21 protein-coding genes are annotated in these 21,122 nt (G+C 73.1%); 13 read left to right on the top strand and 8 right to left on the bottom strand.

Features of this window, described 5'->3' with window-relative positions; genetic code table 11:
* Positions 1–134 precede the first annotated feature (134 nt).
* Both P2424_RS10400 and P2424_RS10395 read left to right on the top strand, forming a co-directional pair.
* Positions 135–1,028, top strand: coding sequence for a helix-turn-helix transcriptional regulator (locus P2424_RS10400; protein ID WP_276478913.1), 894 nt, complete (start codon positions 135–137; stop codon positions 1,026–1,028).
* On the top strand, positions 919–1,167 hold the full coding sequence (locus P2424_RS10395) for a DUF397 domain-containing protein (RefSeq protein WP_276475481.1): 249 nt from the start codon (positions 919–921) through the stop codon (positions 1,165–1,167). Before P2424_RS10400 ends, P2424_RS10395 begins: the two co-directional genes overlap by 110 nt.
* On the opposite strand, the gene P2424_RS10390 is transcribed toward P2424_RS10395, so the two are convergent.
* From P2424_RS10390 to P2424_RS10360, 7 genes are all read right to left on the bottom strand, one after another.
* Complete coding sequence (locus P2424_RS10390; RefSeq protein WP_276475480.1) at positions 1,097–1,894, bottom strand: DUF1963 domain-containing protein; 798 nt, start codon at positions 1,892–1,894, stop codon at positions 1,097–1,099. The genes P2424_RS10395 and P2424_RS10390 overlap by 71 nt on opposite strands.
* Positions 1,895–1,972: 78 nt before the next feature.
* On the bottom strand, positions 1,973–2,776 hold the full coding sequence (locus P2424_RS10385; RefSeq protein ID WP_276475479.1) for a MerR family transcriptional regulator: 804 nt from the start codon (positions 2,774–2,776) through the stop codon (positions 1,973–1,975).
* The gene (locus tag P2424_RS10380; protein WP_276475478.1) at positions 2,769–3,305 is read right to left on the bottom strand and encodes a VOC family protein; all 537 of its coding nucleotides are present in this window, start codon (positions 3,303–3,305) and stop codon (positions 2,769–2,771) included. The genes P2424_RS10385 and P2424_RS10380 overlap by 8 nt, the downstream gene beginning before the upstream one ends.
* A gap of 120 nt (positions 3,306–3,425) precedes the next feature.
* Positions 3,426–3,839: a hypothetical protein gene (locus P2424_RS10375; protein WP_276475477.1), complete on the bottom strand. Its 414-nt coding sequence runs from the start codon at positions 3,837–3,839 to the stop codon at positions 3,426–3,428.
* A gap of 493 nt (positions 3,840–4,332) precedes the next feature.
* On the bottom strand, positions 4,333–5,037 hold the full coding sequence (locus P2424_RS10370) for a hypothetical protein (RefSeq protein WP_276475476.1): 705 nt from the start codon (positions 5,035–5,037) through the stop codon (positions 4,333–4,335).
* Between the two features lie 180 nt (positions 5,038–5,217).
* A complete protein-coding gene (locus tag P2424_RS10365) occupies positions 5,218–6,099 on the bottom strand; it encodes an SDR family NAD(P)-dependent oxidoreductase (RefSeq protein WP_276475475.1) in 882 nt (293 codons plus the stop codon).
* A complete protein-coding gene (locus P2424_RS10360) occupies positions 6,096–7,463 on the bottom strand; it encodes a hypothetical protein (protein WP_276475474.1) in 1,368 nt (455 codons plus the stop codon). Before P2424_RS10360 ends, P2424_RS10365 begins: the two co-directional genes overlap by 4 nt.
* Positions 7,464–7,684: 221 nt before the next feature.
* Between P2424_RS10360 and P2424_RS10355 the strand changes: the two genes are divergently transcribed.
* Entirely contained in the window at positions 7,685–8,197 is a 513-nt protein-coding gene (locus P2424_RS10355; RefSeq protein WP_276478912.1) for a GNAT family N-acetyltransferase, read from the top strand.
* Between the two features lie 66 nt (positions 8,198–8,263).
* Here the strand turns inward: P2424_RS10355 and nhaA are convergent, their stop codons facing one another.
* A complete protein-coding gene (nhaA, locus tag P2424_RS10350; RefSeq protein WP_276475473.1) occupies positions 8,264–9,688 on the bottom strand; it encodes a Na+/H+ antiporter NhaA in 1,425 nt (474 codons plus the stop codon).
* A 468-nt stretch (positions 9,689–10,156) separates the two neighbouring features.
* Here nhaA and P2424_RS10345 point away from each other — a divergent pair, with 468 nt between their 5' ends.
* The 10 genes from P2424_RS10345 to P2424_RS10300 all read left to right on the top strand — a co-directional run bounded on the left by P2424_RS10345 (position 10,157) and on the right by P2424_RS10300 (position 21,018).
* Positions 10,157–10,903 carry a hypothetical protein gene (locus tag P2424_RS10345; RefSeq protein WP_276475472.1) on the top strand — a complete coding sequence of 249 codons (747 nt, stop codon included), beginning with the start codon at positions 10,157–10,159 and terminating at the stop codon, positions 10,901–10,903.
* Between the two features lie 182 nt (positions 10,904–11,085).
* Entirely contained in the window at positions 11,086–12,381 is a 1,296-nt protein-coding gene (locus P2424_RS10340; protein ID WP_276475471.1) for a hypothetical protein, read from the top strand.
* 8 nt (positions 12,382–12,389) lie between these two features.
* Positions 12,390–13,691 carry an ATPase, T2SS/T4P/T4SS family gene (locus P2424_RS10335; RefSeq protein ID WP_276478911.1) on the top strand — a complete coding sequence of 434 codons (1,302 nt, stop codon included), beginning with the start codon at positions 12,390–12,392 and terminating at the stop codon, positions 13,689–13,691.
* A 10-nt stretch (positions 13,692–13,701) separates the two neighbouring features.
* Complete coding sequence (locus P2424_RS10330) at positions 13,702–14,670, top strand: type II secretion system F family protein (RefSeq protein ID WP_276475470.1); 969 nt, start codon at positions 13,702–13,704, stop codon at positions 14,668–14,670.
* Positions 14,667–15,596 carry a type II secretion system F family protein gene (locus P2424_RS10325; protein ID WP_276475469.1) on the top strand — a complete coding sequence of 310 codons (930 nt, stop codon included), beginning with the start codon at positions 14,667–14,669 and terminating at the stop codon, positions 15,594–15,596. The genes P2424_RS10330 and P2424_RS10325 overlap by 4 nt, the downstream gene beginning before the upstream one ends.
* A gap of 44 nt (positions 15,597–15,640) precedes the next feature.
* Positions 15,641–15,895 (top strand): hypothetical protein, encoded by a 255-nt coding sequence (locus tag P2424_RS10320; protein WP_276475468.1) that lies wholly within the window; start codon positions 15,641–15,643, stop codon positions 15,893–15,895.
* 86 nt (positions 15,896–15,981) lie between these two features.
* Positions 15,982–16,362: a TadE family protein gene (locus P2424_RS10315; RefSeq protein ID WP_239501826.1), complete on the top strand. Its 381-nt coding sequence runs from the start codon at positions 15,982–15,984 to the stop codon at positions 16,360–16,362.
* The gene (locus P2424_RS10310; RefSeq protein WP_276475467.1) at positions 16,362–16,784 is read left to right on the top strand and encodes a TadE/TadG family type IV pilus assembly protein; all 423 of its coding nucleotides are present in this window, start codon (positions 16,362–16,364) and stop codon (positions 16,782–16,784) included. Before P2424_RS10315 ends, P2424_RS10310 begins: the two co-directional genes overlap by 1 nt.
* The gene (locus P2424_RS10305; protein WP_276475466.1) at positions 16,781–17,260 is read left to right on the top strand and encodes a pilus assembly protein TadG-related protein; all 480 of its coding nucleotides are present in this window, start codon (positions 16,781–16,783) and stop codon (positions 17,258–17,260) included. Before P2424_RS10310 ends, P2424_RS10305 begins: the two co-directional genes overlap by 4 nt.
* Before the next feature lie 137 nt (positions 17,261–17,397).
* Positions 17,398–21,018 (top strand): hypothetical protein, encoded by a 3,621-nt coding sequence (locus tag P2424_RS10300; RefSeq protein ID WP_276475465.1) that lies wholly within the window; start codon positions 17,398–17,400, stop codon positions 21,016–21,018.
* The last annotated feature ends 104 nt before the right edge of the window (positions 21,019–21,122 follow it).

Raw genomic sequence — 21,122 nt, 5'->3', positions numbered from 1 at the left:
CTGGAATTTCCGGCTCACGGCAACAAGAGTGCGTCACGCGACGTAGTCTCAACAGCACTGACAGCTTTACTCGTTCCGTAATAGCCAGCCGGGGTGAGCCCATGGCCAAAACTCCACTCGACCCGTCGTCCAGCATGGCGGCCCTCTACGGTGTCCACCTCAAACGGCTCAGAGAACAGCGCGGCTGGACCCAGCGGGACCTCGCCGCCCGCGTGTTCGTCAGCCCCGGCCGGGTCGCCCAACTGGAATGCGCCTCCGGAGCCCGCCCCACCGCGGAGCTGACCCGCGCCCTCGACGATGCCCTCGACGCGGGCGGCCTGCTCGTCGACCTGTGGCCGCACGTGTACCGGGAGAGCTTGCCGGACTGGTCCCGGCGCTTTATGGAGCTGTCCGCTCGGGCAGTCGCCATTCGTACGTACGCGGCGCAAGCTGTCCCGGGACTCCTTCAGACAGAGTCCTACGCTCGGGCGGTGCTCAGCGTCGGACGGACGCTGACAAGCCTGCGAATGCTCGAAGAACGCGTCGAACTGCGGATGGCACGTCAGGGACGCCTCCGGCAGCCCGATGCTCCCACCCTGCGCGTGGTGGTGGATGAGGCAGTTCTCGCGCGTCCGGTCGGCGGTGACAGGACGATGCGTGAGCAATTGGAAGGGCTGCACCGTACCTGCGACCGGTACGCCCTACAGGTACTCCCGTTCGAGTCTGGCGCACACCCCATGCTGGGCGGTTCCCTGACACTGCTGACCATGCCTGACGGTACCGAGGTGGCCTACATCGAGGGATCGGATCAGGGGCAACTCTTCGAAGATCCAGACGACGTAGAGTCGTTCATTCGGGCCTACGATCAAGTGCGAGCGGACTCGATGCCCGAGCCGATGTCCGCACGAATGATTGCTGACGCAGCGGAAGGCTACAGACATGGTCGATCTGAGCGGCGCGCGCTGGCGCGCAAGCAGCTACAGCAACAAGGAGGGCGGCGATTGCGTGGAGGTGGCAGACGGCTTCCCCGGCATCGTCCCGGTGCGTGACAGCAAGGACATCGACCGTGCGCCGCTGGTGTTCTCCGCGCACACCTGGGCGGCGTTCGTCATGGACCTCAGCAGCAGCGGATCTTCGCCTCGGCCCGGTGGAAGTCGCCTGCCGCGAAGGCCCCGGCCGGGATCGTGAAGTAGAGGGTTCCGGCGTCGCCCCAGCCCCAGCCGAGATCCATGTCCTCCGCGAGCTGAAGCAGGTGGATCTCGGGGCCGTCGGCGTCGCGTTCGGTGACGTCTGACGCGTACGAGGTGTCGGGCCAGCCGAAGGCACGGTGCCGTCCGGCGGTGTTCCCGTCGAGGTCGGCCATCTCGGTCAGGATGAGCGAGGTGAGCCCCCAGTGCTGCTCGGGGTCGTAGGCGATGTCGTCATCGGCGAGATCCCAGCAGTCCGGGAGCATGGTGACCCCTGCGGCATGCAGGGGGCTGTCCGGATAGGCGTTGGCCGGTTCGGGTGCCGCCGCTTCGGCGGCGAGCAGCGGATCGGCGGTCAGGACCCGGCATGCCTCGGGGCCGAACAGCTCCAGGTGGCGGTATTCCTCGTACGGCACATCCGGATCGAAGCAGAAGAAGTTGAGCAGGCCCGGACGGGTGGGCAGTTCGTCGCCGAGCCAGGGGGCGAGCGCTTCGGTGTCGAGTACGGCATGGAGGGACAACGGGAAGCCGCCGTACTCAGGCCAGGGGGTGTCCGGTTCGAGCAGGGCCGGACCGCCGAGCCGGCAGCGTCCGGTGGCAGGCGCCGCGTCCGTCGGACGGTCGAGCCGGAAGCCGCGGCGGGCCATGGCCGTGAACTGCCGCCCGGACTCGTCGCCGAGCCGTTCGGCGCAGAGGCGGCGCATCGCGGCGGTGTCGTCGAACTCCATGCGCGGGATCCTCTCAACCTCCCGCCGGTGCGGGCCGGTCGGGGCCGGGTGGCAGGCGAAGTGGGTTCCAGATCGAGGTCACTCCCAGCTCGCCGTGTCGGGGTCGATGCCGTGGGCGCGGGCGTCGGTGTCCACCAGGTCGCGGAACCAGGTGGCGAGGCCGGGGCGGAGGGCGTCGTAGTGGGCGGCGAACCCCGGATCGGCCTCGTATCTGCGGGCGAGACAGACCTGCATCTGCCGGGTGAGGGGGAAGTACGCGGCGAAGACCTCGCGGTGCCCCTCGACGAGGCGGCTCGCCGCAGGGGTGCCGGGGGCCACGCCGGCGTCCATCGCCTCGGCGAGGGCACGGTCGAGGTCGGCGACCGCTTCGGCGACGGCCTGCCATTCCTCCGGGCGGCGCGAGGCCGAGCGCTCGGCGAACTGCCGCCACTGCGCCGTGTCTCCGTACTCCTTGCGGGCCTGTGCGGTCCAATCCGGATTCCAGTCGGGGCCGAAGAGCGTGGCCTGCTGCTCGGCGGTCAGCAGCAGGCCGTTCTCGTGGGCGTCGATCATCCGGTCCAGTCCGGCGCTCAGCCGCTGGAGGCGGGCGATGCGTTCCGCCACCTGGGCGCGCTGCGCGCGCAGCGCGCCGGGCACGTCCGCGGCCGAGTCGTCCAGGACGGCCTGGATCCGGTCCAGGCCGAGACCGATCTCGCGGTAGACGACGACGCGGTGCAGACGTTCCAGATCGGCCGCGGTGTAGAGCCGGTATCCGGCGGCCGTGCGCAGCGACGGGCGGGCCAGGCCGATCTCGTCCCAGTGGTGCAGCGCGCGTACCGTCACCTTCAGCCGGGCCGAGACCTGCCCGACGGTCAGGCCCTCGGCGTCGGTTCCCTCAGGCATGCTCCCCATTCTCGCCGCGACCGGCATCCGGTGCGGTGATCCCGACGGCCGCCAGGTTGCGTGCCTCCTCACTGTCCGGGTCGAAGGGCTTCGCCGCGGTGAGGACGATCCGGGCGTTCTCCGGCGTCGTCACCGTCACGTCGCGGGTGTTCCACGGGGTGTCTCGCGGGCCGTCGACGGAGTCCGGGCGCACCGCACGGCAGGCCCCGACGAGGGAGTCGAGCTGGCTGAGCACGCAGGCGAAACTCACGCTCATCGCCGGTGTCTGCTCCGGAACGCTCGTCGCCGGGACGAGGAGTACGTCCTGGAAGGCCCAGCGGCGCAGATGCACCACCGCGCCGGGGATGCTGAACAGTTCGAAGAACCCGAGCCCGCGTGTCCAGAAGTCCACCGAGGTGGTCAGATCGTCCGTGGGGATCGTCGCGAAGGCGGGCATGCCGTAGATGCCGTGGAACGGCTCCGGCGGGACCGCGTCCGGGCCGGGCGGGGGGACAGGGCTCATCTCGAAAGCGTTGTAGTAGTCGCTCATGGGCCCCACCATTCAGCCTCACGCAACGTGAGGGTCAAGGCGGCCCCGATGGTGCTTCTGATTCTGCCTCGGACGGAGGGACACCGGCGGTGTGTCCCTCCTCCTACGCAGACCGGGTGCTCAGGCGCGACCCCTGTAGAACTTGCAGGTGGTGTCCTGGATTTCCCCGTTGTCCTTCAGGCAGACGTAGAGGAAAATCTGCTTGCCCTCCGGCAGGTTGAAGTTCCAAGTCCTCGAACTACCGGCGCCTCCGCTGAAGGTCTTCGCACGGAGAGTCTTGTCGTTCATGTCGGTCAAAAAGCCGTACACGCTGGCGCCGTCGGCGGCGCGATCGGAGAGGGTCAGATAGTCGCCGTATTCCTGGTAGCGGGCGACACCGGCGCCCGACGTCCACGAGCTGGTTCCTACGGTGCCCACCTCAAGGTTGGCGGCGTACGCCTCGGTGCTCATGGTGCCGACGAGCGCACCTGCCGCAGCCATCGTCCCGACAGTGGTGAGCACGCGCCGCAGCCGGCCCGTTCTGCTTCTCTGCATCTCATGTCCTTTCTGCGCGCCTGCTCCCGAACCGTTTCGACGGGGGTGTCAGGCAACGCCGTCATAGTGTGTTGGCCTGTTCTGTTCGAACAAGCGAGTGTTTCCACGAGGACCGTAGCGCATCGTTCCGCATCCGCCCTGGCTGATCGGAGGCCCCTGATACCCCGACCGCTTCCTGCGCGCCCACTTTGTCTCGGGTTGCACTCGATTCCCGGCCACGCGGACATCGACCGGGGACGGCGCCGATACAGAATCCGTATACAACGACAACTCCTGGGTCACGCCGCCCGGAACCGGTTCACGGCCCTGTAGTCGAAATGTCCGCGAAGCAGAGGGCGGTGTGCGCGTCCGGGTTCCGACCGCTGTGCCGTCGCTCGAACCTCGGTGTCGGAGCCGGGACCAGGACATCGAGAGGACGGCCTCCTGTACGGCCGTGGCGGGGGAGCCGCCCCCCGGCGGCTCCCCCGCCACAGCGGTCAGGGGGTGATGCGGGTCAGGAGTGGGAGGTGATGACGCCGCCGGGGGTGAGCACGATGTAGACGCCGTTGGCGCTGGTCCCGGTGGCGCTCTCGTTCGCCTCGAGGGTGCCGTTGACCGCACCGTCGTCGCCCAGGATCTCCGCGCGGTACCGGTTCTGGCCGAGCTTGGTGACCTCGGCCTTCCAGCCGCCCTCCAGGTCGAAGGTGCCCGGCCCCTGCTGCTCGCCGCCCGTCCAGGAGTGGACCTTGCCGCCCATGGTGAGCACGAGATACATGCCGTTGAAGTTGGCGCCGTCGTCCGCGTCATGGGTGCGCAGCGTGCCGTACCGCTCACCGCCGTTGACGATCTCGGCGCGGTAGTTCTGGTCGCCGCTCCGGTAGATCTCGGCGGTGCTGCCGTCCACCAGGGTCTGGGTTCGCACAGGTGAGGCCGCCTTGCTCTCGGTGCTGTCGGCGACGGGTGTGCCGTTGTGCTCGCCGTTCGGGGTCTTGCCCGATGCGGACCCCGATGCGGACGAGGAGCCCCCGGACGAGGAGCCGCCGGACGCGGCCTTGTCCTCGCCGGTGGAGCGCGAGGCGGAGGCGGAGTCCTTCTTCTGCGAGCTGCCCGCGGCGTCCTGGTCGCTGCCCTGGCAGGCGGTCAGCGAGAGCGCCGCGGCGGCGGCGAAGGCGACCAGGCCGGTGGTGCGGAGAGTACGGCGGGTGCGGCGAGCGGTCATGGTGGAAATCCCCCAGGGGCTGTCAGGATGCGGTGTCGCCGCCCGTCTGCGTGGGCTGCGGCCGCATCGGCTGTGAGCTTGTACCCCATGAGATGGCGCGCGGGCCGGAGTTGTTCACGGAGTTCTGTCCGCATCCGGTAACAGCCTGCTCCGCCGCGCGGTGACCCGGCAGCCGGGGGCTCAGCCGGTGATCCGGCCGCCCGCCACATCGAGCGTGATGCCCGTGAGGTAGCTCGCGGCGTCGGAGGCGAGGAAGAGCGCCGCCGAGGCCACGTCCGCGGGTTCGGCCATCCGGCGGAGCGGGTGGCGCAGTGCGGTCCGGTGCTGCGCCTCCTTGGACATGGTGGCGGCGACCTTCTCCGTGCGGACCGTCGAGGGGGCCAGGCAGTTGACGCGGATGCCCTGCGGGCCCAGTTCGGTGGCGAGTTGCCGGGTGAGCGTGGTCACTCCCGCGTTGGCGACGCCGTGCGCCAGGTCGGGCGCGCCCGGGCGGGAGCCTCCGGAGGACGCCGAGGACGCAGCGGTCATGGTGAGGACGTTGCCGCTGAAGCGCTCGACCATGGCCGGGAGGAAGGCGCGGATCGTCAGGAAGGTGGCGGTCAGTCCCGTGTCGAGGACCTGCCGCCAGCGCTCCTCGGTCAGTTCCAGGGCGGGCACGGGGGAGCCCCGGCCGCCCGCGAAAGCGGCGAGGATGTCGACCGGGCCCAGCTCCTCCGCCACCCGCTCGGCCACCCGGTGCAGCGCGCCGGTGTCCGTCACGTCGGCGAGGGCGCCTATCGCGGTGCCGCCCTCCTTGCCGATGCCGTCGACGACCTCGAACAGGGCCGGGCGGTCCCGTCCCACCAGGCAGACGGCGACGCCCTGGGCGGCCAGCGCCCGCCCGGTCTCCGCGCCGATTCCCCGGGAACCGCCGGTGACCACCGCGACCTTGCCCGCCAGGTCCGGATAGACGGGGTGGGCGGGGACGGGGCCGCCGAGCGGGCCGGAGGGCGCGGGGCCGCCGCCCGGTGCGGAAGGTGTGGGACTGCCGTCCGGTGCGGCGGCGCCAGGGCTGTGCGTCATCGGGAGGACTCTCCGGTCGGTTCGCTCGTGTGCAGGCCCAACTCGCCGCGGCGGCGGTGGCCGTAGACCGCCGCAGCGATCGCGCAGCTCACCAGGACGCCGGTGGTGATGCCCCAGCCGACGATGAAGGCCCCAAGCTGTGTCGGCTCCGAGCGGCTGGGCCGCACCTCGCCCCGCGGGTCGGCGACGACCGACAGGGTCTCGCCCACCTCGCTCTCGCTGCACGGGAGGCGCAGGCCGTCGGTGCGGATCCCGTCCTCCGCGAGTGGACGCATGTCGCAGGTGGGGCCGCCCTTGGCGTGGTGGTGCACCTCCGTCAGCTCCACCCGTATCCACTCGCCGCGCTGCCCCAGGACCGAGGCGGTGTTGCCGCTCCCGGCGACGACCAGCAGCGCCAGCCCCGCGAGGATGATGAGCAGCAGATAGCTGGGTCGCGGCCCGTAGTAGGTCAACTCCAGCAGCAGCAGGACCAGATAGACCGCGGTGAGCAGCAGCAGCGTCCAGAACAGCGGCTCACCGCCGACATAGGTGGGCAGCACCATGGCGGCCGCGGCCAGCGCGCATCCCACCAGCGTCACGGTCGTCGCCAGGGCCGTGGCGGCGGGGAGCGAGAGCTGCTGGATGCGGGCGTCCAGCCGGGGGCTGAGCCGGTGCGGGGCGGCCGGGCGGGCGCCGAGGCGGGTGTAGAGCCCGGCGCCGGGTGCCAGCCGCGCGTCCCGCGCGCTGCCGCCGGAGCCGGACGTACCCGAGGGGCCGTCGGCGCGCGGCCGGTACCGGCGGGCCCGGGCTGTGCCCCCGCAGCCGGCGGCGGTCAGGATCGCGGCCCACGCCAGCAGCGCTCCGTAGACCGTGGGGTCGGGTTCCTCGTACGGGTCGGAGGAGAACGCCTGCATCAGACCCGAGAGGAGGAAGACGAAGGCGAGAAAGAGCGCGAGCACGGACAGCGCCGTCCATCCGGCCCGCCGCCCGCGCAGCCCCTGCCCGGCCTTGCCGCCGACCGGGCCACCGTACAGCTCGATCATCCGGTGCCGGTCGCGGCTGCGGCCGCGCAGCCGCAGCAGCACCACGAGCGCCCCGGGCACGAGGACCGTGCCGGTGCCCAGCGACAGGTTCGCGGCCAGGCCCTCGGGGCGGCCGACGTGCGTGTAGTCGTAGATGCCGGAGGCCAGCAGACCGCTGCCCGCGCAGAGCGCCACGACGAGTGCGGCGCGTGCCCACAGCTCGCCGGGTGCGAGCTGGGCGCGGATCAGCGCCGCGCTCCACGCGGCGTCGTCCGCGGCATCCTCCCCGTGCGCATCCGGGAGCCCGTCCGTGGCCGTGCTGCCGTCCGCCGTCCGCAGGCCGTCCCGGCCCGTCCTCGCCATTGTGCTGCCCCCGTTCGCCTCGGGCTCCGCCAGTCGGCTCCGAGCCCCGCGCCCCGCACTCTAGGGGCGCCACCGACAGTGTCGGGGGTCGGGGCCGGTGCGGAAAATCCCTGTGGATAAACCCGCCTCGGAGGAGTAGAGAGTCTGCTGTGTCTTCTTCTGCGTCCTCTGCCTCCTCTCCTGCCTCCAAGACCTCGGCTTCCCCGGCGTCCGCACCCCGCATCCGGCCGGCCGCCCTCACCGATCTGGCGGCGGTCGCGGACGTCTACGCGCACTACGTCACCCACACCGTCGTCACCTTCGACCAGACCCCGCCGTCCGCCGACGACTGGCGGCGGCGCTTCGAGGAGCTGTCCGGGCGGGGGTTGCCCTTCCTGGTGGCGGAGGTCGGCACCGAGATCGCCGGATACGCCTACGCGGGCCCCTGGCGCCCCAAACCGGCCTACCGGTACACGGTCGAGGACTCCGTCTACCTCGCTCCGGACCGCACCGGCCGGGGGCTGGGCTCGGCTCTGCTGGCGGGGCTGCTCCGGGAATGCGGACCGGCCGGCGTCCAACAGGTGGTGGCCGTCATCGCCGATACCGGCAGCGATGCCTCCACGGCGCTGCACCGCAGCCACGGCTTCACCCCGGCGGGACGGCTCATGGCCGTCGGTCGCAAACACGGCCGCTGGGTCGACACGGTCCTGATGCAGTACTCCTTCGAGGGCACGCGGGACGTGCGGGACGACTAGCACCGCGCAGGGCGAGCGGAGCAGCACGCTGCGCCCGGCGCCGACCGCTCGGCGCCGGGCCGCGCGTCACTTCTCGCCGCGCTCCTGTTTGCGGGCCTGCTCCCACTCCTGCCGGCGCTCCTGCTCGCGGGCGCGGCGGGCGGCCTCGGCGGGGCGGCGGACCGGGTCCAGCTCCTGGTCGATGTCCGGGATGGAGTCGCTGTCCTCGTCGCGGGTCTCCGCCTCCCACAGGGTCCGGTATTTCGCGTCCCGCAGTTTCAGCAGGAAGCAGGCCACCAGCGCGGAGAGCAGCGAGCCGAGGAGGACGGCGGCCTTGGTGTGCTCGGTGACGGCGGCGCCCTGGAAGGCCAGCTCGGACACCAGCAGCGAGACCGTGAAGCCGATCCCCGCGAGCATGGCGACCCCGGCCACGTCCGCCCAGGCCAGATCGGAGCTGAGGCGCGCTCGGGTGAACCGGGCCGCCAGATAGGTGCCGCCGAAGACACCGAGGAACTTGCCGACGAACAGGCCGAGCATCACACCGAGCGCTTCCGGTTGCCGGAAGGTCTCGCTCAGTGCCGAGCCCGAGACGCTGACGCCTGCCGCGAAGAGGGCGAAGACGGGCACGGCGAAGCCGGCCGACAGCGGGCGGACCAGGTGCTCGATGCGCTCGGCGGGGGAGACGCTGTTGGGGTCGTCGGGGTTGTCGGGCTTGACCCGGAGCAGCAGACCCATCGCGACGCCCGCGATGGTGGCGTGCACGCCGCTGTTGTACATCAGCGCCCAGATCACCACGCCCAGTGGTACGTAGATGTACCAGCCGCGCACCCGCAGGTTGACGTGGAGGACGCGGAAGAGCACCAGTCCGGCGACGGCGCCCGCGAAGGCCGCCCAGTTGAGGGTGGAGGTGTAGAAGACGGCGATGACGAGGATGGCGCCCAGGTCGTCGACGATGGCGAGGGTGAGCAGGAAGGCGCGGATGCCGGAGGGCAGGTTGGTGCCGATCACCGCGAGGACGCCGAGCGCGAAGGCGATGTCGGTGGCCATCGGTACGGCCCAGCCGTTCAGGTTTCCGTCGTCCGCCAGGTTCACCGCGACGTAGCACAGGGCGGGCACGACCATGCCGCTGGCGGCCGCGACCACGGGCAGTGCGGCCGCCGCGGGGCGGCGCAGTTCGCCGACGGTCAGCTCGCGTTTCAGCTCGATGCCCGCGACGAAGAAGAAGATCGTGAGGATGCCGTCCGAGGCCCAGTGCTCCACGGACAGATCCAGCCCCAGCGCGGGGATGCCGAAGTGGAAGGCCCGCACGCTTTCGTACAGATGTGCGAGCGGGGTGTTCGCCCAGACGAGTGCCACCACGGCGGCGATCAGCAATACCGTCCCACCGACGGTCTCCGTGCGCAGCGCGTCGGACAGCAGCTTGCGCTCGCGGGCCGAGGGGCGTGCGAAGAGCGACGTGTCGCCGCTGCCGCTCTGCTGGTCGCGGCTCTCGTCTGCGGTGGGCGGTGTCATGGGCGGCTCCTGGATCGGCGCGTGCAGGGATACGGGGAAGGTCCCCGTACCGCCGACCAGACTTCCCGGCACACCTGTGACAAACCTGGCGCGATCTTGACGCCTCTCCGACACCGTACTCGAACACCTGGGACCCGCACCCTCCGGTCTCCTGGCCGATGCCCGGCCGATGCCCGCCCGTAGCCTTGCCGAGCCCGGTGTTCCCCGCTTTCCCGGACGCCCGGATTCCGCCTTGCCGGCCCGTGGATTCCGCCCCACCGGGCCCCGCATCACGCCCCGCGGCGGCGGTCGGATCCGCCTTGAGGGGGTCGGGGGGTGTTGATACTGTGCCCGGGATCTGTAGGGCGTGGCCGCGTGTCGGTACGCGGGGGTATGTCCGCTCTGGGATAGCGCACGGCGGCGCGGGGGCAGGTTTCTCGACGTGGAACGACGTGAGACGCACACAGAACGGAACACGGGGGTGGTGAGGTGAAGACCCAGGAGCGGAGCTCCGCCGGAGTCGGGCGCGGAGCGGCACTCACCCCACCGGCCGGTGACCGGCTCCCCGCCCCGCCACGCGAGCGCAAGCCGGCGCTCGCCGCGCTCGCCGTCCTCCTCGTCCTGCTCGGCGCCCTCGGTGCCACCGTCCTGGTGATGCGCGCCGGCGACCGGGTCGAGGCCGTCGTGCTGACCAAACGGGTCCAGCAGGGCCAGACGATCCCCGACTCGGCCGTCGAACCGGTGATGGTCGCCGAGGACAGCGACATCAAATACGTGCGCTGGGACCAGCGCGGTCTGCTCAAGAAGTACCGCTCGACCACCGACCTGGTCGACGGCACCGTGCTGGTGGGCAGCATGCTCACCAAGGAGAAGGGCCTGGAGGCCGGCAAGGCCGTGGTGGGGCTGTCGCTCAAGAGCGGGCAGTACCCGCCGCGCCTGAAGGAGGGCGACACGGTCTCCGCCTACCGGGTGGGCCGCGAGTCCTCCGGCGGCAGCGACGACTCCGACAGCGGCACCGGGGACGGATCCGGGCAGCGGCGCGACTCCTCCGGCAACGCGACGATCGCCGAGGGCGCCAAGGTCCAGTCGATCAAGTCCGGCTCCGGCGACTCCTTCGCCTCCAGCGGCAACCTGCCCGTCTCCGTGGTCGTGGACAAGAGCGACGCCGCCGAGCTGACCGCGGCCGCGTCCAACGGCGAGGTGTCCCTCGTCCTCGACGCCGACGGCGGAAGCTGAGACGCACCCGCGCGCGGACCCACCGCGCCGCGGCCGCGTGGCGGACTCCCCGCCGCCGGGACGCCGGGCCCGCCCGTGGAACCGTCCCGCCGCGCGGTGTCGTCGTCGGCTACGGCAGGACACGACGACAGGCACCACGGGACGGACGACACCACACGGACACAAGGAAAGGCGTAGCCGGAATGGCGCTGATCGCACTCGCCGCCGACAAAGGCGCACCGGGGGTCACCACGACCGCCGTCGCCCTCTCGGCGGTGTGGCCGCGCCGCGCGCTGCTGGCCGAGATGGACACCGCGGGCGGTGACCTCGTCTACCGCAGTCCCGCAGCGGACGGGCGTCCGCTGGACCCCAACACCGGACTGCTGTCGCTCGCCGCTACCGCCCGCAGAGGGCTGGCCGCCGAACAGCTCTGGGACCACACCCAGCGGCTCTCCGGCGGCCTGGAGGTGCTGGTCGGGCTCGGCAGCGCCGAGCAGTCCGCCGGGCTGGCCGGGCAGTGGGACACCGTGGGCCGCGCCTTCGCGCACCTCGCCGAGTCGCCGCACCCGCAACTGGCCGCCGACGTGATCGCCGACTGCGGACGCATCGGTCCGGAGGCCGCCTCGGTGGCGCTCCTGCCGCACGCCGCGCTGGTGCTGCTGGTCGCACGCGACGAGCCGGAGCAGATCGCCCGGGTGCGGGACCGTGCCCTGGCCCTCACCGCACGGCTGCACGGCGCGGGGCACGCCGCCGGTCCGCTGGCCCAACCACTGCTCGGCGTGCTGCTGGTGGCCCGTACGCAGGGCGCCGGCAAGGTCGCGGGACAGGTCAACGACATGCTGGTCGCCTCCCGCGCCGGGGCCCGGGTCGTCGGCGTCCTCGCCCACGACGCGCTGGGCGCCGAGCAGTTGGCCGGCCGCCGCCGCGGCCGCGTCGAACGCTCACTGCTCGTGCGTTCGGTACGCAAGATCGCCACCGATCTGCACCAGCAGTACGGCGCCAACTGGGAGTCGGCCGCGCCGCCGCAGCAGTCCCTCACTCCGCCCGGGCCCGGCCCGCAGCCCCCGGGCCCGGCCCCGGGCAGTGGAGCCCCTCCGCACTCCGGGCCGGCCCCGCACCCCCGGCCCGGCCACCCCGGCGCGTCCGGCCACCCCGGCGCGGGCCCCGGCCCCACCCCGGCGTCCGGAGCCCCCGGATACCCCGCGCCCGGCCCGTGGACCCCCACCGACCAAGGTGCGCCCGGCCCGCAGGCATCCGCACCCGCAGCACAGACACCCCCGCCCCCGCAGGCACCGGGCGCGCTGCCGCCGGTCCAGGCCCCCCCGGCGCGGCCGGCCGCCGCACCGGCGCCGGGCGCCCCCGGGCAGGAGGCCTCCGCGCGGGCGCACAAGGGCCTGCGGGGGCGGCGCAGGCCGACAGCGCCCGAATCGACACCGCCGGTTCCGCTGCCCGGCACCCCCGGCAACGGGGACCCGCGGGATGAGGGAGCCGCCTCGTGAGCGCGAGCATGGTCGACCACCAACTGGTGAAGCGGTTCCGGCAGGAGGCCGGAGACCGCATCGCCGAACAGCGCCGCATGGACCAGGCGTCCGGCGTGGCGGCGATGTCCGCCGAGGACGAGCGGCAGTTCGCGCGCGCGGTGATCGCGCAGATCCTCGAGGAGCACGCGCGCACCGAGATCACCTCCGGCCGCACCCCGCTGGACGCGCAGTCCGAGGAGGCGTACGCGGCCGCGGTGCACGCCGCGCTGTTCGGCGTCGGGCGGCTCCAGCCGCTGCTCGACGACCCCGAGGTCGAGAACATCGACGTCAACGGCTACGACCAGGTCTTCGTCGGCTACGCCGACGGCCGCGAGGTGCGGGGCGAGCCGGTCGCCGAGTCGGACGAGGAACTGATCGAGCTGATCCAGATACTCGGCGCCTACTCCGGACTCTCCTCCCGCCCCTTCGACTCCGCCAACCCGCAGCTGGACCTGCGGCTGCCGGACGGCTCCCGGCTCTCCGCCGTCATGGACGTCACCCGGCGGCCCGCGCTGTCCATCCGGCGGGCCCGGATGGGCAAGGTCTTCATCTCCGACCTGGTGGGCAACGGAACGCTCACCCCCGAGCTGGGCAGCTTCCTGACGGCGGCCGTACGGGCCCGCAAGAACGTCATGATCGCGGGAGCGACCAACGCGGGCAAGACGACCCTGCTGCGCGCCCTCGCCAACGAGATCCCCCCGCCCGAGCGGCTGATCACCGTGGAGCGGGCGCTGGAGCTGGGCCTGGACCAGTTTCCCGAACTGCACCCGAACGTCGTCGCGTTCGAGGAGCGGCTGCCCAACTCCGAGGGGCAGGGCACCATCAGCATGGCCGAACTGGTCCGCCGCTCGCTGCGGATGAACCCCTCCCGGGTGATCGTCGGCGAGGTGCTCGGCGACGAGATCGTCACCATGCTCAACGCCATGTCCCAGGGCAACGACGGCTCGCTGTCCACCATCCACGCCAACAGCTCCAGCGAGGTCTTCAACCGCATCTCCACCTACGCGCTCCAGGCCACCGAGCGGCTGCCCATCGAGGCCACCCAGATGCTGATCGCCGGGGCCATCAACTTCGTCGTCTTCGTCGAACGACGCAACGCCTTCGCCAGCGGCGGGCGGCTGTCCCGCTCGGTCACCTCCGTCCGGGAGATCAACGGCGTGGACGGCCGGGTGCTCTCCAGCGAGGTGTTCGCCGAGGCCCCGGACGGGCGGCTGCTGGCGCACGCGCCGGTCTCCTGCGCCCAGGAGCTGGCCGCACACGGATACCAGCCGACCGGAAACTGGGGGTGAGACCGTGCCTGTGAGCGGCGGTACGGGCGGCATCTTCGCCCTGTCCACCCTCTACGCGCTGGTCTGCGGCGTCGCCGTCGGCGGCGGCCTCGCGCTGCTGATCGTCGCGCTGCGCGGGCTGCCCGCCAAGGCGCCGGACGAGCGGCGGGACGCGGGCAGGCGCGCCGCCGAACTGGCCCGGTTCATGAGCCGGCGCGGGTCGATCGCGGTGTGCGCCGCGGTGCTGGTGCTGCTGCTGACCCGCTGGCCGGTCGCCGCGATCGCCACCGGGGTGCTGGTCTTCCTGTGGGACCGGCTGTTCGGCGGCGCGGCCGAGGAGCGCGCCGCGATGAAGCGGGTGGAGGCGCTGGCCGCGTGGACGGAGTCGCTGCGCGACACCATCGCCGGTGCCGTCGGCCTCGAACAGGCCATCCCCGCCTCGGCCCGCGCGGCCGCCCCCTCGCTCCGCCCGCACCTGGACGCGCTCATCGACCGGCTGCGGGCCCGCACCCCGCTGCCCGCCGCGCTGCAGAACCTGGCGGACGAGCTGGACGACCCGTCGGCCGACATCGTCGTCGCCGCACTCATTCTCAACTCCCGGCTGCGCGGCCCCGGCCTGCGCGAGGTGCTGGGTGCGCTGGCCAAGTCGGCGCGCGAGGAGGTCGACATGCGGCAGCGGGTGATGGCGCAGCGCGCCTCCACCCGGCGCAGCGTGCAGATCGTCGTCGGAGTCAGCGTGGCCTTCGTGCTGGGTCTCGCCGTCTTCAACCGGGACTTCGTCGAGCCCTACGGCAGTCCGCTGGGCCAGCTCGTGCTGGCCGCCGTGTGCGCCATGTTCGCCTGCGGTTTCTGGTGGCTGCGCAAGCTGTCGCAGATCGAGACCCCGGAGCGGTTCCTGATCCGCGCCGACCAGCAGGCACCCGGAGCCGGTACGGGCCACCCGGGTGAGCGCGCCGAGGCGCCGGTGTCCGGCGCCGGAACGGAGGTGCCGCGCCGATGACCCCCTTCACCCTCACCGCACTCACCGGCGCGCTGGTCGGCCTGGGCCTGTTCCTGCTCGTCCGCGCCCTGGCCCCGGGCAAGCGGAGCACCGTCGCCTCCGTCGCCGAGATCGACGCGCTGCGCGCCCGCGCCGCCGCGCACCAGCAGGGTGCGCAGGGCGCCCCGGAGGAGAGCGGGCGGTTCGCCGCCCTCCGCGCCCGGATCGGCGCCCGGGTCGCCGAGCTGTATCTGCGGCAGGGCTGGGAGCAGCGCAGCCTCCGCTCCGACCTGGAGGTGCTGGAGCGCAGTTGGGAGAAGTTCCTCGCGACGAAGGTGCTGTTGGCCGCCGCGGGGCTGTTCTTCGGGCCGTTCCTGTTCTCGATCGGCTGGCTGATCGGGTTCGGCCGCAGCCCGCTGATCCCGCTGTGGCTGGCGCTGCTCTGCGCGGTGGTGTTCTTCATGCTGCCGGACCTGGAAGTGCGCCGGGACGCCGCGGCCAAACGGCGCGACCTGCGCCGCGTGGTCGGCGCCTATCTCGACCTGGTGGCCATGAACCTGGCCGGCGGACGCGGACTTCCCGAGGCGCTGAAGGCGGCCAGCGAGGTCAGCGACGGCTGGGCGCTGCGCCGCATCCGCGACACGCTGGCCGACGCGCGGATCACAGGACAGAGCCAGTGGGCGGCGCTCGGCGACCTGGGTGCCCGGCTGGGGGTCGACGAACTCAAGGACATGTCGGCATCCTTGGCACTGGTCGCCGACGACGGTGCCAAGGTGCGTGCCTCGCTCTCGTCGCGGGCCGAGACGATGCGGCACCGCGAACTCGCCGAGATCGAGGGCAGCGCGGGTGAGAAGTCCCAGTCGATGCTCGTGGCCCAGTTGATGCTCTGCGCGGGTTTCCTCGTCTTCCTCATCTATCCAGCGGCGATGCGCGTCTTCCAGATCTGACGCCTCCCGAACCTCCCCCGAAGACCTAGAAAGGACTGAGCACGATGCCGAATCCGCTTCGCTCGATCAGTCACCCCGCTGTCGACTTCCTCGTGACCTTCCTGCGCGGCCGCGTCCGGCGCGCGCGCTCCGGCGAGCTGGACCGCGGTGCGTCCGCCGTCGAGTGGGTGATCATCTCCGCGGTGGTGGTGGCCATCGTCGGCGTGGTCGCCGCCATCATCAACATGGCGCTGAGCGACGGCGCCAACAAGGTCAAGGACTGCATCGACGGCGCCGACCAGGACGGCACCTGCAAGTAGGAGCGGCATCGGTGAGAGCTCAGCGACGGTCGGCCGGATGGGCACGCCGCAGATGGGAGGCTGCCTCCCGGCGCGGCGAGAGCGGCATGACCGCGATCGAGTTCGTGCTGCTGACCCCGGTGCTGTTCTTCCTGATCTTCGCGACGGTGCAGTTCGCGCTGTACTTCTTCGCGGACCACGTGGCGCAGGCGGCGGCCCAGGCCGGAGCGCGCAAGGCCCGGCAGGAGGCCGACGCCGATCCGGGCGGCTGGCGCGCCAAGGCGCGGGAGACCTCCGGCTCCTATATTCAGCAGCTCGGCCCCGAGCTGATCCTCGACCCCGATGTGAAGCTGCTCGGCCCGCGGGACAACACCGTCGGGGTGGAGATCCGGGCGCGGGTGCCCTCCGTCTTCCCCGGCCTGGACATGGACGTGTACGCGATCTCCCAGGGCCCGATGGAGCGGTTCGTGCCGGACGGGGGCGGCTGATGAGACGCAGGACGAGTCGCACGTGCGGCGGTGACGCGGGGCTCTCGACGATCGAGGTCGTCGTCCTGGCCCCGGTGATGATCCTGTTCATCCTCGTGCTGGTCGCCTTCGGGCAGCTCGTGGACGGCCGGGGCGCGGTCGACGGCGCCGCCCGGGACGCGGCCCGGGCCGGGTCGCTCCAGCACGGCAGCCACGCCGCGGCGATGACCGCCGCTCAGCAGGCCGCCACCGCCACCCTCAAGGGCACCTGCGCGGGGGATGTGACCGTACGGGACGCGGGCAGCGACTACCGCTCCGGCGGACTGTTCACCGTCGAGGTGAGCTGCCGGGTGCGCGGTCTGGACATGCTCGGGCTGGACATCGCCAAGGACATCTCGGGCCGGTCCAGTTCGCCGATCGACCCCTACCGGAGGACGGGATGAGCCGGCGCGCGGCGGTCCGCGAGCGGGCCGCGTCCTGGCTGCGGGCCAGGGAGGCGGTCTGCGACGACCGCGGCTCCGGGGCCGCGGCGGTCATCATGTTCGCGCTGCTGTTCATGGCGCTGGCCGCGTTCGTGGTGGACGGCGGGCTGTCCATCTCGCAGCGCGAGCGTGCCGCCGACATCGCCGAGCAGGCCGCCCGCTACGCTGCGCAGGACATCGACGAGGAGGCGCTGCGCGCCAGCCAGGGCAACAGCGCCCCCATCAACTACGAGAACTGCGGGGCGCGGGTCCACGAGTTCGCCACCCGCTCCGGCCTCTCGGCGGCCGACGTGGCAGCCTCCGGCTGCGTCTCCGCCAGTGCCCAGCAGGTCCGGGTCCGCATCCGCCTCACCTACCGCCCCGTCCTGACCGGCCTGTTCTACAGCGCACCCCTCACCGTCCACGGCACGGCGACGGCGGAGTCCGTGACCGGGTGACCGGTCCGTGCGACCGCCCCTCCTCCACGTCCGCACTTCTCACACTGGGAGCACACGACATGGCGCGCCGCAGTTCGACACCGGCACCGGCCCCCGGCGGGTCCAGGTCCCGTGCACGCTCGCGCACGCCTGTCTCCGTGCGCACCCGCCGCACGTTCGGGGACGTACTCAAGGCGTGCGGTGCTTTCCTCGCGCTGGCCGCGCTGGTGGCCGGGGTGCCGGCGGCGCTGGCGTACGTCATCGGCTGGCCGCTGCCGCACCGGATGCCGACGCTGGACATGCTGCGGGACGAGGTGAGCGCCGGGGTCTTCATCGACGTGCTGACGGTCGTGGTCTGGCTGGCCTGGGCGCAGTTCACCGCCTGTGTGCTGGTCGAGGTGAAGGGCGCGCTCTCCGGGGTGGGGCTGCCGGCCCGGGTGCCGGGCGCGGGTCCGAGCCAGCTGCTGGCCCGGCAACTGGTCACCGCGGTGCTGCTGTTGGGCTCCAGCACGGCGAGCTTCGCGCCCGGGCTGGCCCAGCTCGGCCACCATGTCCAGCCGCACCAGCCCGCGCAGACCGTCGCCAGTGCCCAACTGCTGCCGGGGCAGCAGCAGTCGGCAGGGGCCGACGCGCTGCCGGGCGGCGGCGGTGCGCACGTGATGGGCGGAAGCGGCGGCGACACGGTGGTGCCGGCCGCCGCCGGCGGGAAGGGCGACGGCGCGGGGCGGCAGTCGGCGGGCGACGCCTCGGACCGGGCGGAGCGGACGAAGTTCTACCGCATCCAGCCTCCGGTGGGCCGGCACCACGACTCGCTGTGGGAGATCGCCGAGCGGCACCTGGACGACGGGCGGCGGTACAAGGAGATCTACCGGCTCAACAAGGACCGGGTGCAGCCCGATGGTTCCCGGCTCTCCGAGGCGAGCCTCATCCGGCCCGGCTGGATCATGGAGATGCCTGCCGACGCGCACGGCGGCGAACTGGTCGAGATGCCGGACGACGCGCAGCGGCTGGGCCAGCGGGAGCGTGCCCAGTTCGAGCGCTACCAGGACAGCGGCTCGGGCCGCGACGCGGGCGGCGGCTCCGGCGACCGGCGGCAGCAGCCACCGCAGCAGGACGAGGACCGCTCGGCGCAGGACGAGCCCACCGCGCCCGACGGGTCCGACCGCGATACGCCCGGCACCGACGAGCCCGGCGGCGACGGCCCCGGCAGCGGCGTGCCCGGCGGCGACGCGCCGGGCGGGGACAGAACCGACGAAAGTACGCCCGACCGGGACGCCGACCCGGTACCGGACTCCTCCGACGACGGCGCCGGGGACGACGACTCCGACCCCGAACTGCAGCCGAGCGTCCCCGAGGACCCGGCGGCCACCAAGCCGGACCAGGAGGTCCCCGACGACGGCGGCCCGGGCGGGCAGACCCCGGCCGACCGGGAAGCGGACGGCACCGGTACCGGCGCGGACCAGGGCAGCGATGCCGACGCCGACGACGACACCCGGGCCCGGCCGGACACCGAGGAGCGGCTGGACGTCCCGCCGGACGCGCACAGCCCCGACCGCCAAGGGCAGTCCGTCCCCGAGACCCCGGCCGAGCGGGAACCGACCCGCACCGACGACCTCGGGGACTCGGCGGACGACGACGGCCTGCCGGGTCCCGGCGTCCCCCAGCCCGACGACATCCGGCCCGGCGGAACCGACCCCGGCACCCCCCACGACTCCGCGCCCGGCGGGGGCGGCGACCGGCACGCGGCGGACCGCGACCGCGGCGGTGCCCAGGACGACGGCCGGGGCGAGGACGGCCGTACCGGCACCGCGGACCGCGCCGAGGACGACACCGCCGCCGACCTCGACCACGCCGGCATCCCGGAGGCCGACCGGAGCAACCGGCTCGACTCGTCGGGCCCGGCGCAGGACGGGGCGGGCGCGGACGACGGCGACGGCGTGCTCGGCCCGGTGGGGCTCCCCGAAGCCCTGCTGGGGGCGCCGCTGCTGGCGGCCGGCGTGCTGGCGGCGCTGGGGCGCCGGCGGCGGACCGCGCTGTGGAAGGCGGTCACCGGCCGGTCCCGGCGCGCGGCCGGCGACGACTTCGTGCCGCCCTCCGACCCGGCCGCGCTGGCCCGCGACGCGCTCCTCGCCGGAGCGGACCCCGGGGCCGTCCGGTTTCTGGACCGGGCGCTGCGCGGGCTGGCCGAGGACCTGGCCGAGGCGGGGCGGGCGCTGCCCGTCGTCTACGCGGCCTGGCTGACCGGCCAGGATCTGCATCTGCAACTGGCCGAGGAGGCCGGACAGCCGCCGGCCCCCTGGCGATTCGGCCAGAGCCCCACCTTCTGGACCATCCAGCGCTCGCACACCCGCTTCGACGTGGACACCAGCGGCCCGCCGCCCTACCCGGCCCTGGTCAGCCTCGGTCTGCGCGGCGCGGCGCGGCTGCTGCTCAACCTGGAATCGGTGCCCGGCCTGGTGTCGGTCGCGGGCGAGGAGGAGCGGCGCACCGCCGTCCTCGCCTCCGTCGCCGCCGAACTCGCCACCGGAAGCTGGTCGCAGGGGACCGGACTGACTCTCGTCGGCTTCGGCCAGGAGCTGCGCGCGCTGGCGCCCGACCGGGTGCGGCACCTGCCCGACGTGGCGGCGCTGCTGCGCGAGCGGGAGGCCGCGCGGGCCGAGGCGCCCGCCGCCCCCGGCGCGCAGGCGGCACCCCAGGTGGTGCTCGTCGGCGCCGAGCCCACCGAGGAGGAGGCGCACCGCCTGGCGGCGCTCGCCACCGAACGCGGCGGCCCGCGCGTCGGTTTCGTGGTCGGGGTGGCCGACGGGCGGCTGCCCAGCGCGGTGTGGGAGTTCACGGTCGACGCGGAGGGCACCCTCGCCGCGCCCCGGATGGGCCTCCAGGTGCGGGCCCAGCTGCTGCCCGAGGAACTGCGCGCCGCGGTGGTCGAGCTGTTCGCCGACGCCGACGGGGAGCGGTCCGAAGGCGGCCGGGGGCCCGGGTTCCGTGTCGATCTGAGCGAGGGCGGCCGCCCGGCCGTCTACGCCCGGATCATGGGCGACTACGACGTCATCGGGATCGAACCGCCCGAGGAGGCGCGCAGCGCGCTGCTGCACGAGGCGCTGGCGCTGCTGCTGCTCAACCGGGACGGGGTGCACCCGCGGGTGCTGGCCTCCGCGCTGTGGCCCAAGGGCGTCACCGACGACGTCCGGGACGCACTCGTCGAACGGCTGCGCGGCTGGCTGGGCATCGAGACCGACGGCACACCCCGGCTCTCCACCGACAAGGACGGACGTCTCGCGCTGCGGCCCTCCGTCGTCTCCGACTGGGACGTGCTGCGCACCCTGCACCACGGCTGCACCGGTGAGCGCGGCAGCAGGCTGGCGGCGCAGGTGCGCCGCCAGAAGCTCGCCGAAGCCCTGGGCCTCGCCCGTGGACCGCTGCTCGCCGACCGGCCGCAGGGCCGGTACGGGTGGCTCGCCCACGACGCGGTCGAGGCCCAGCACCCGCTGCTCGTCGCCGAGGTCGGGCTGGCGCTCTGCGCCGAGCACCTCAGGTCCGGCGAACCGGGCGCCGCGGTCGACGCGGTGTACGCGGCGCTGCGGAGCGCCTCGGCCGACGAACGGCTGTGGGACGCACTGCTGCGGTCCGCGCACGACACGGCGGAGCAGGCCGTCTTCGACGAGGCCGTGCGCCGGGTCACGGAGCGCGCCGCCGCGTTGCACGGCGCCGAGCGCGGCCTCCCCCCGCGGACCCGGGCCCTGCTGGAGGAGCTGGCCCCGGGCGCATATCCCCGGTGAACTCCCGTCGGCCGGGACCGGGTTGTCACCGAATCGCGACCTTCCGCACGAGTCCCGGCGGTGCCGTCTCCCGTCACACCGGAGGAACGCAACTGAACGCGACG

It is taken from the genome of Streptomyces sp. WMMB303 (assembly GCF_029351045.1).
GTDB lineage: Bacteria > Actinomycetota > Actinomycetes > Streptomycetales > Streptomycetaceae > Streptomyces.
Note: the sequence above shows the minus strand (reverse complement) of the source record. Positions and strands in the feature narration are given on the sequence as shown.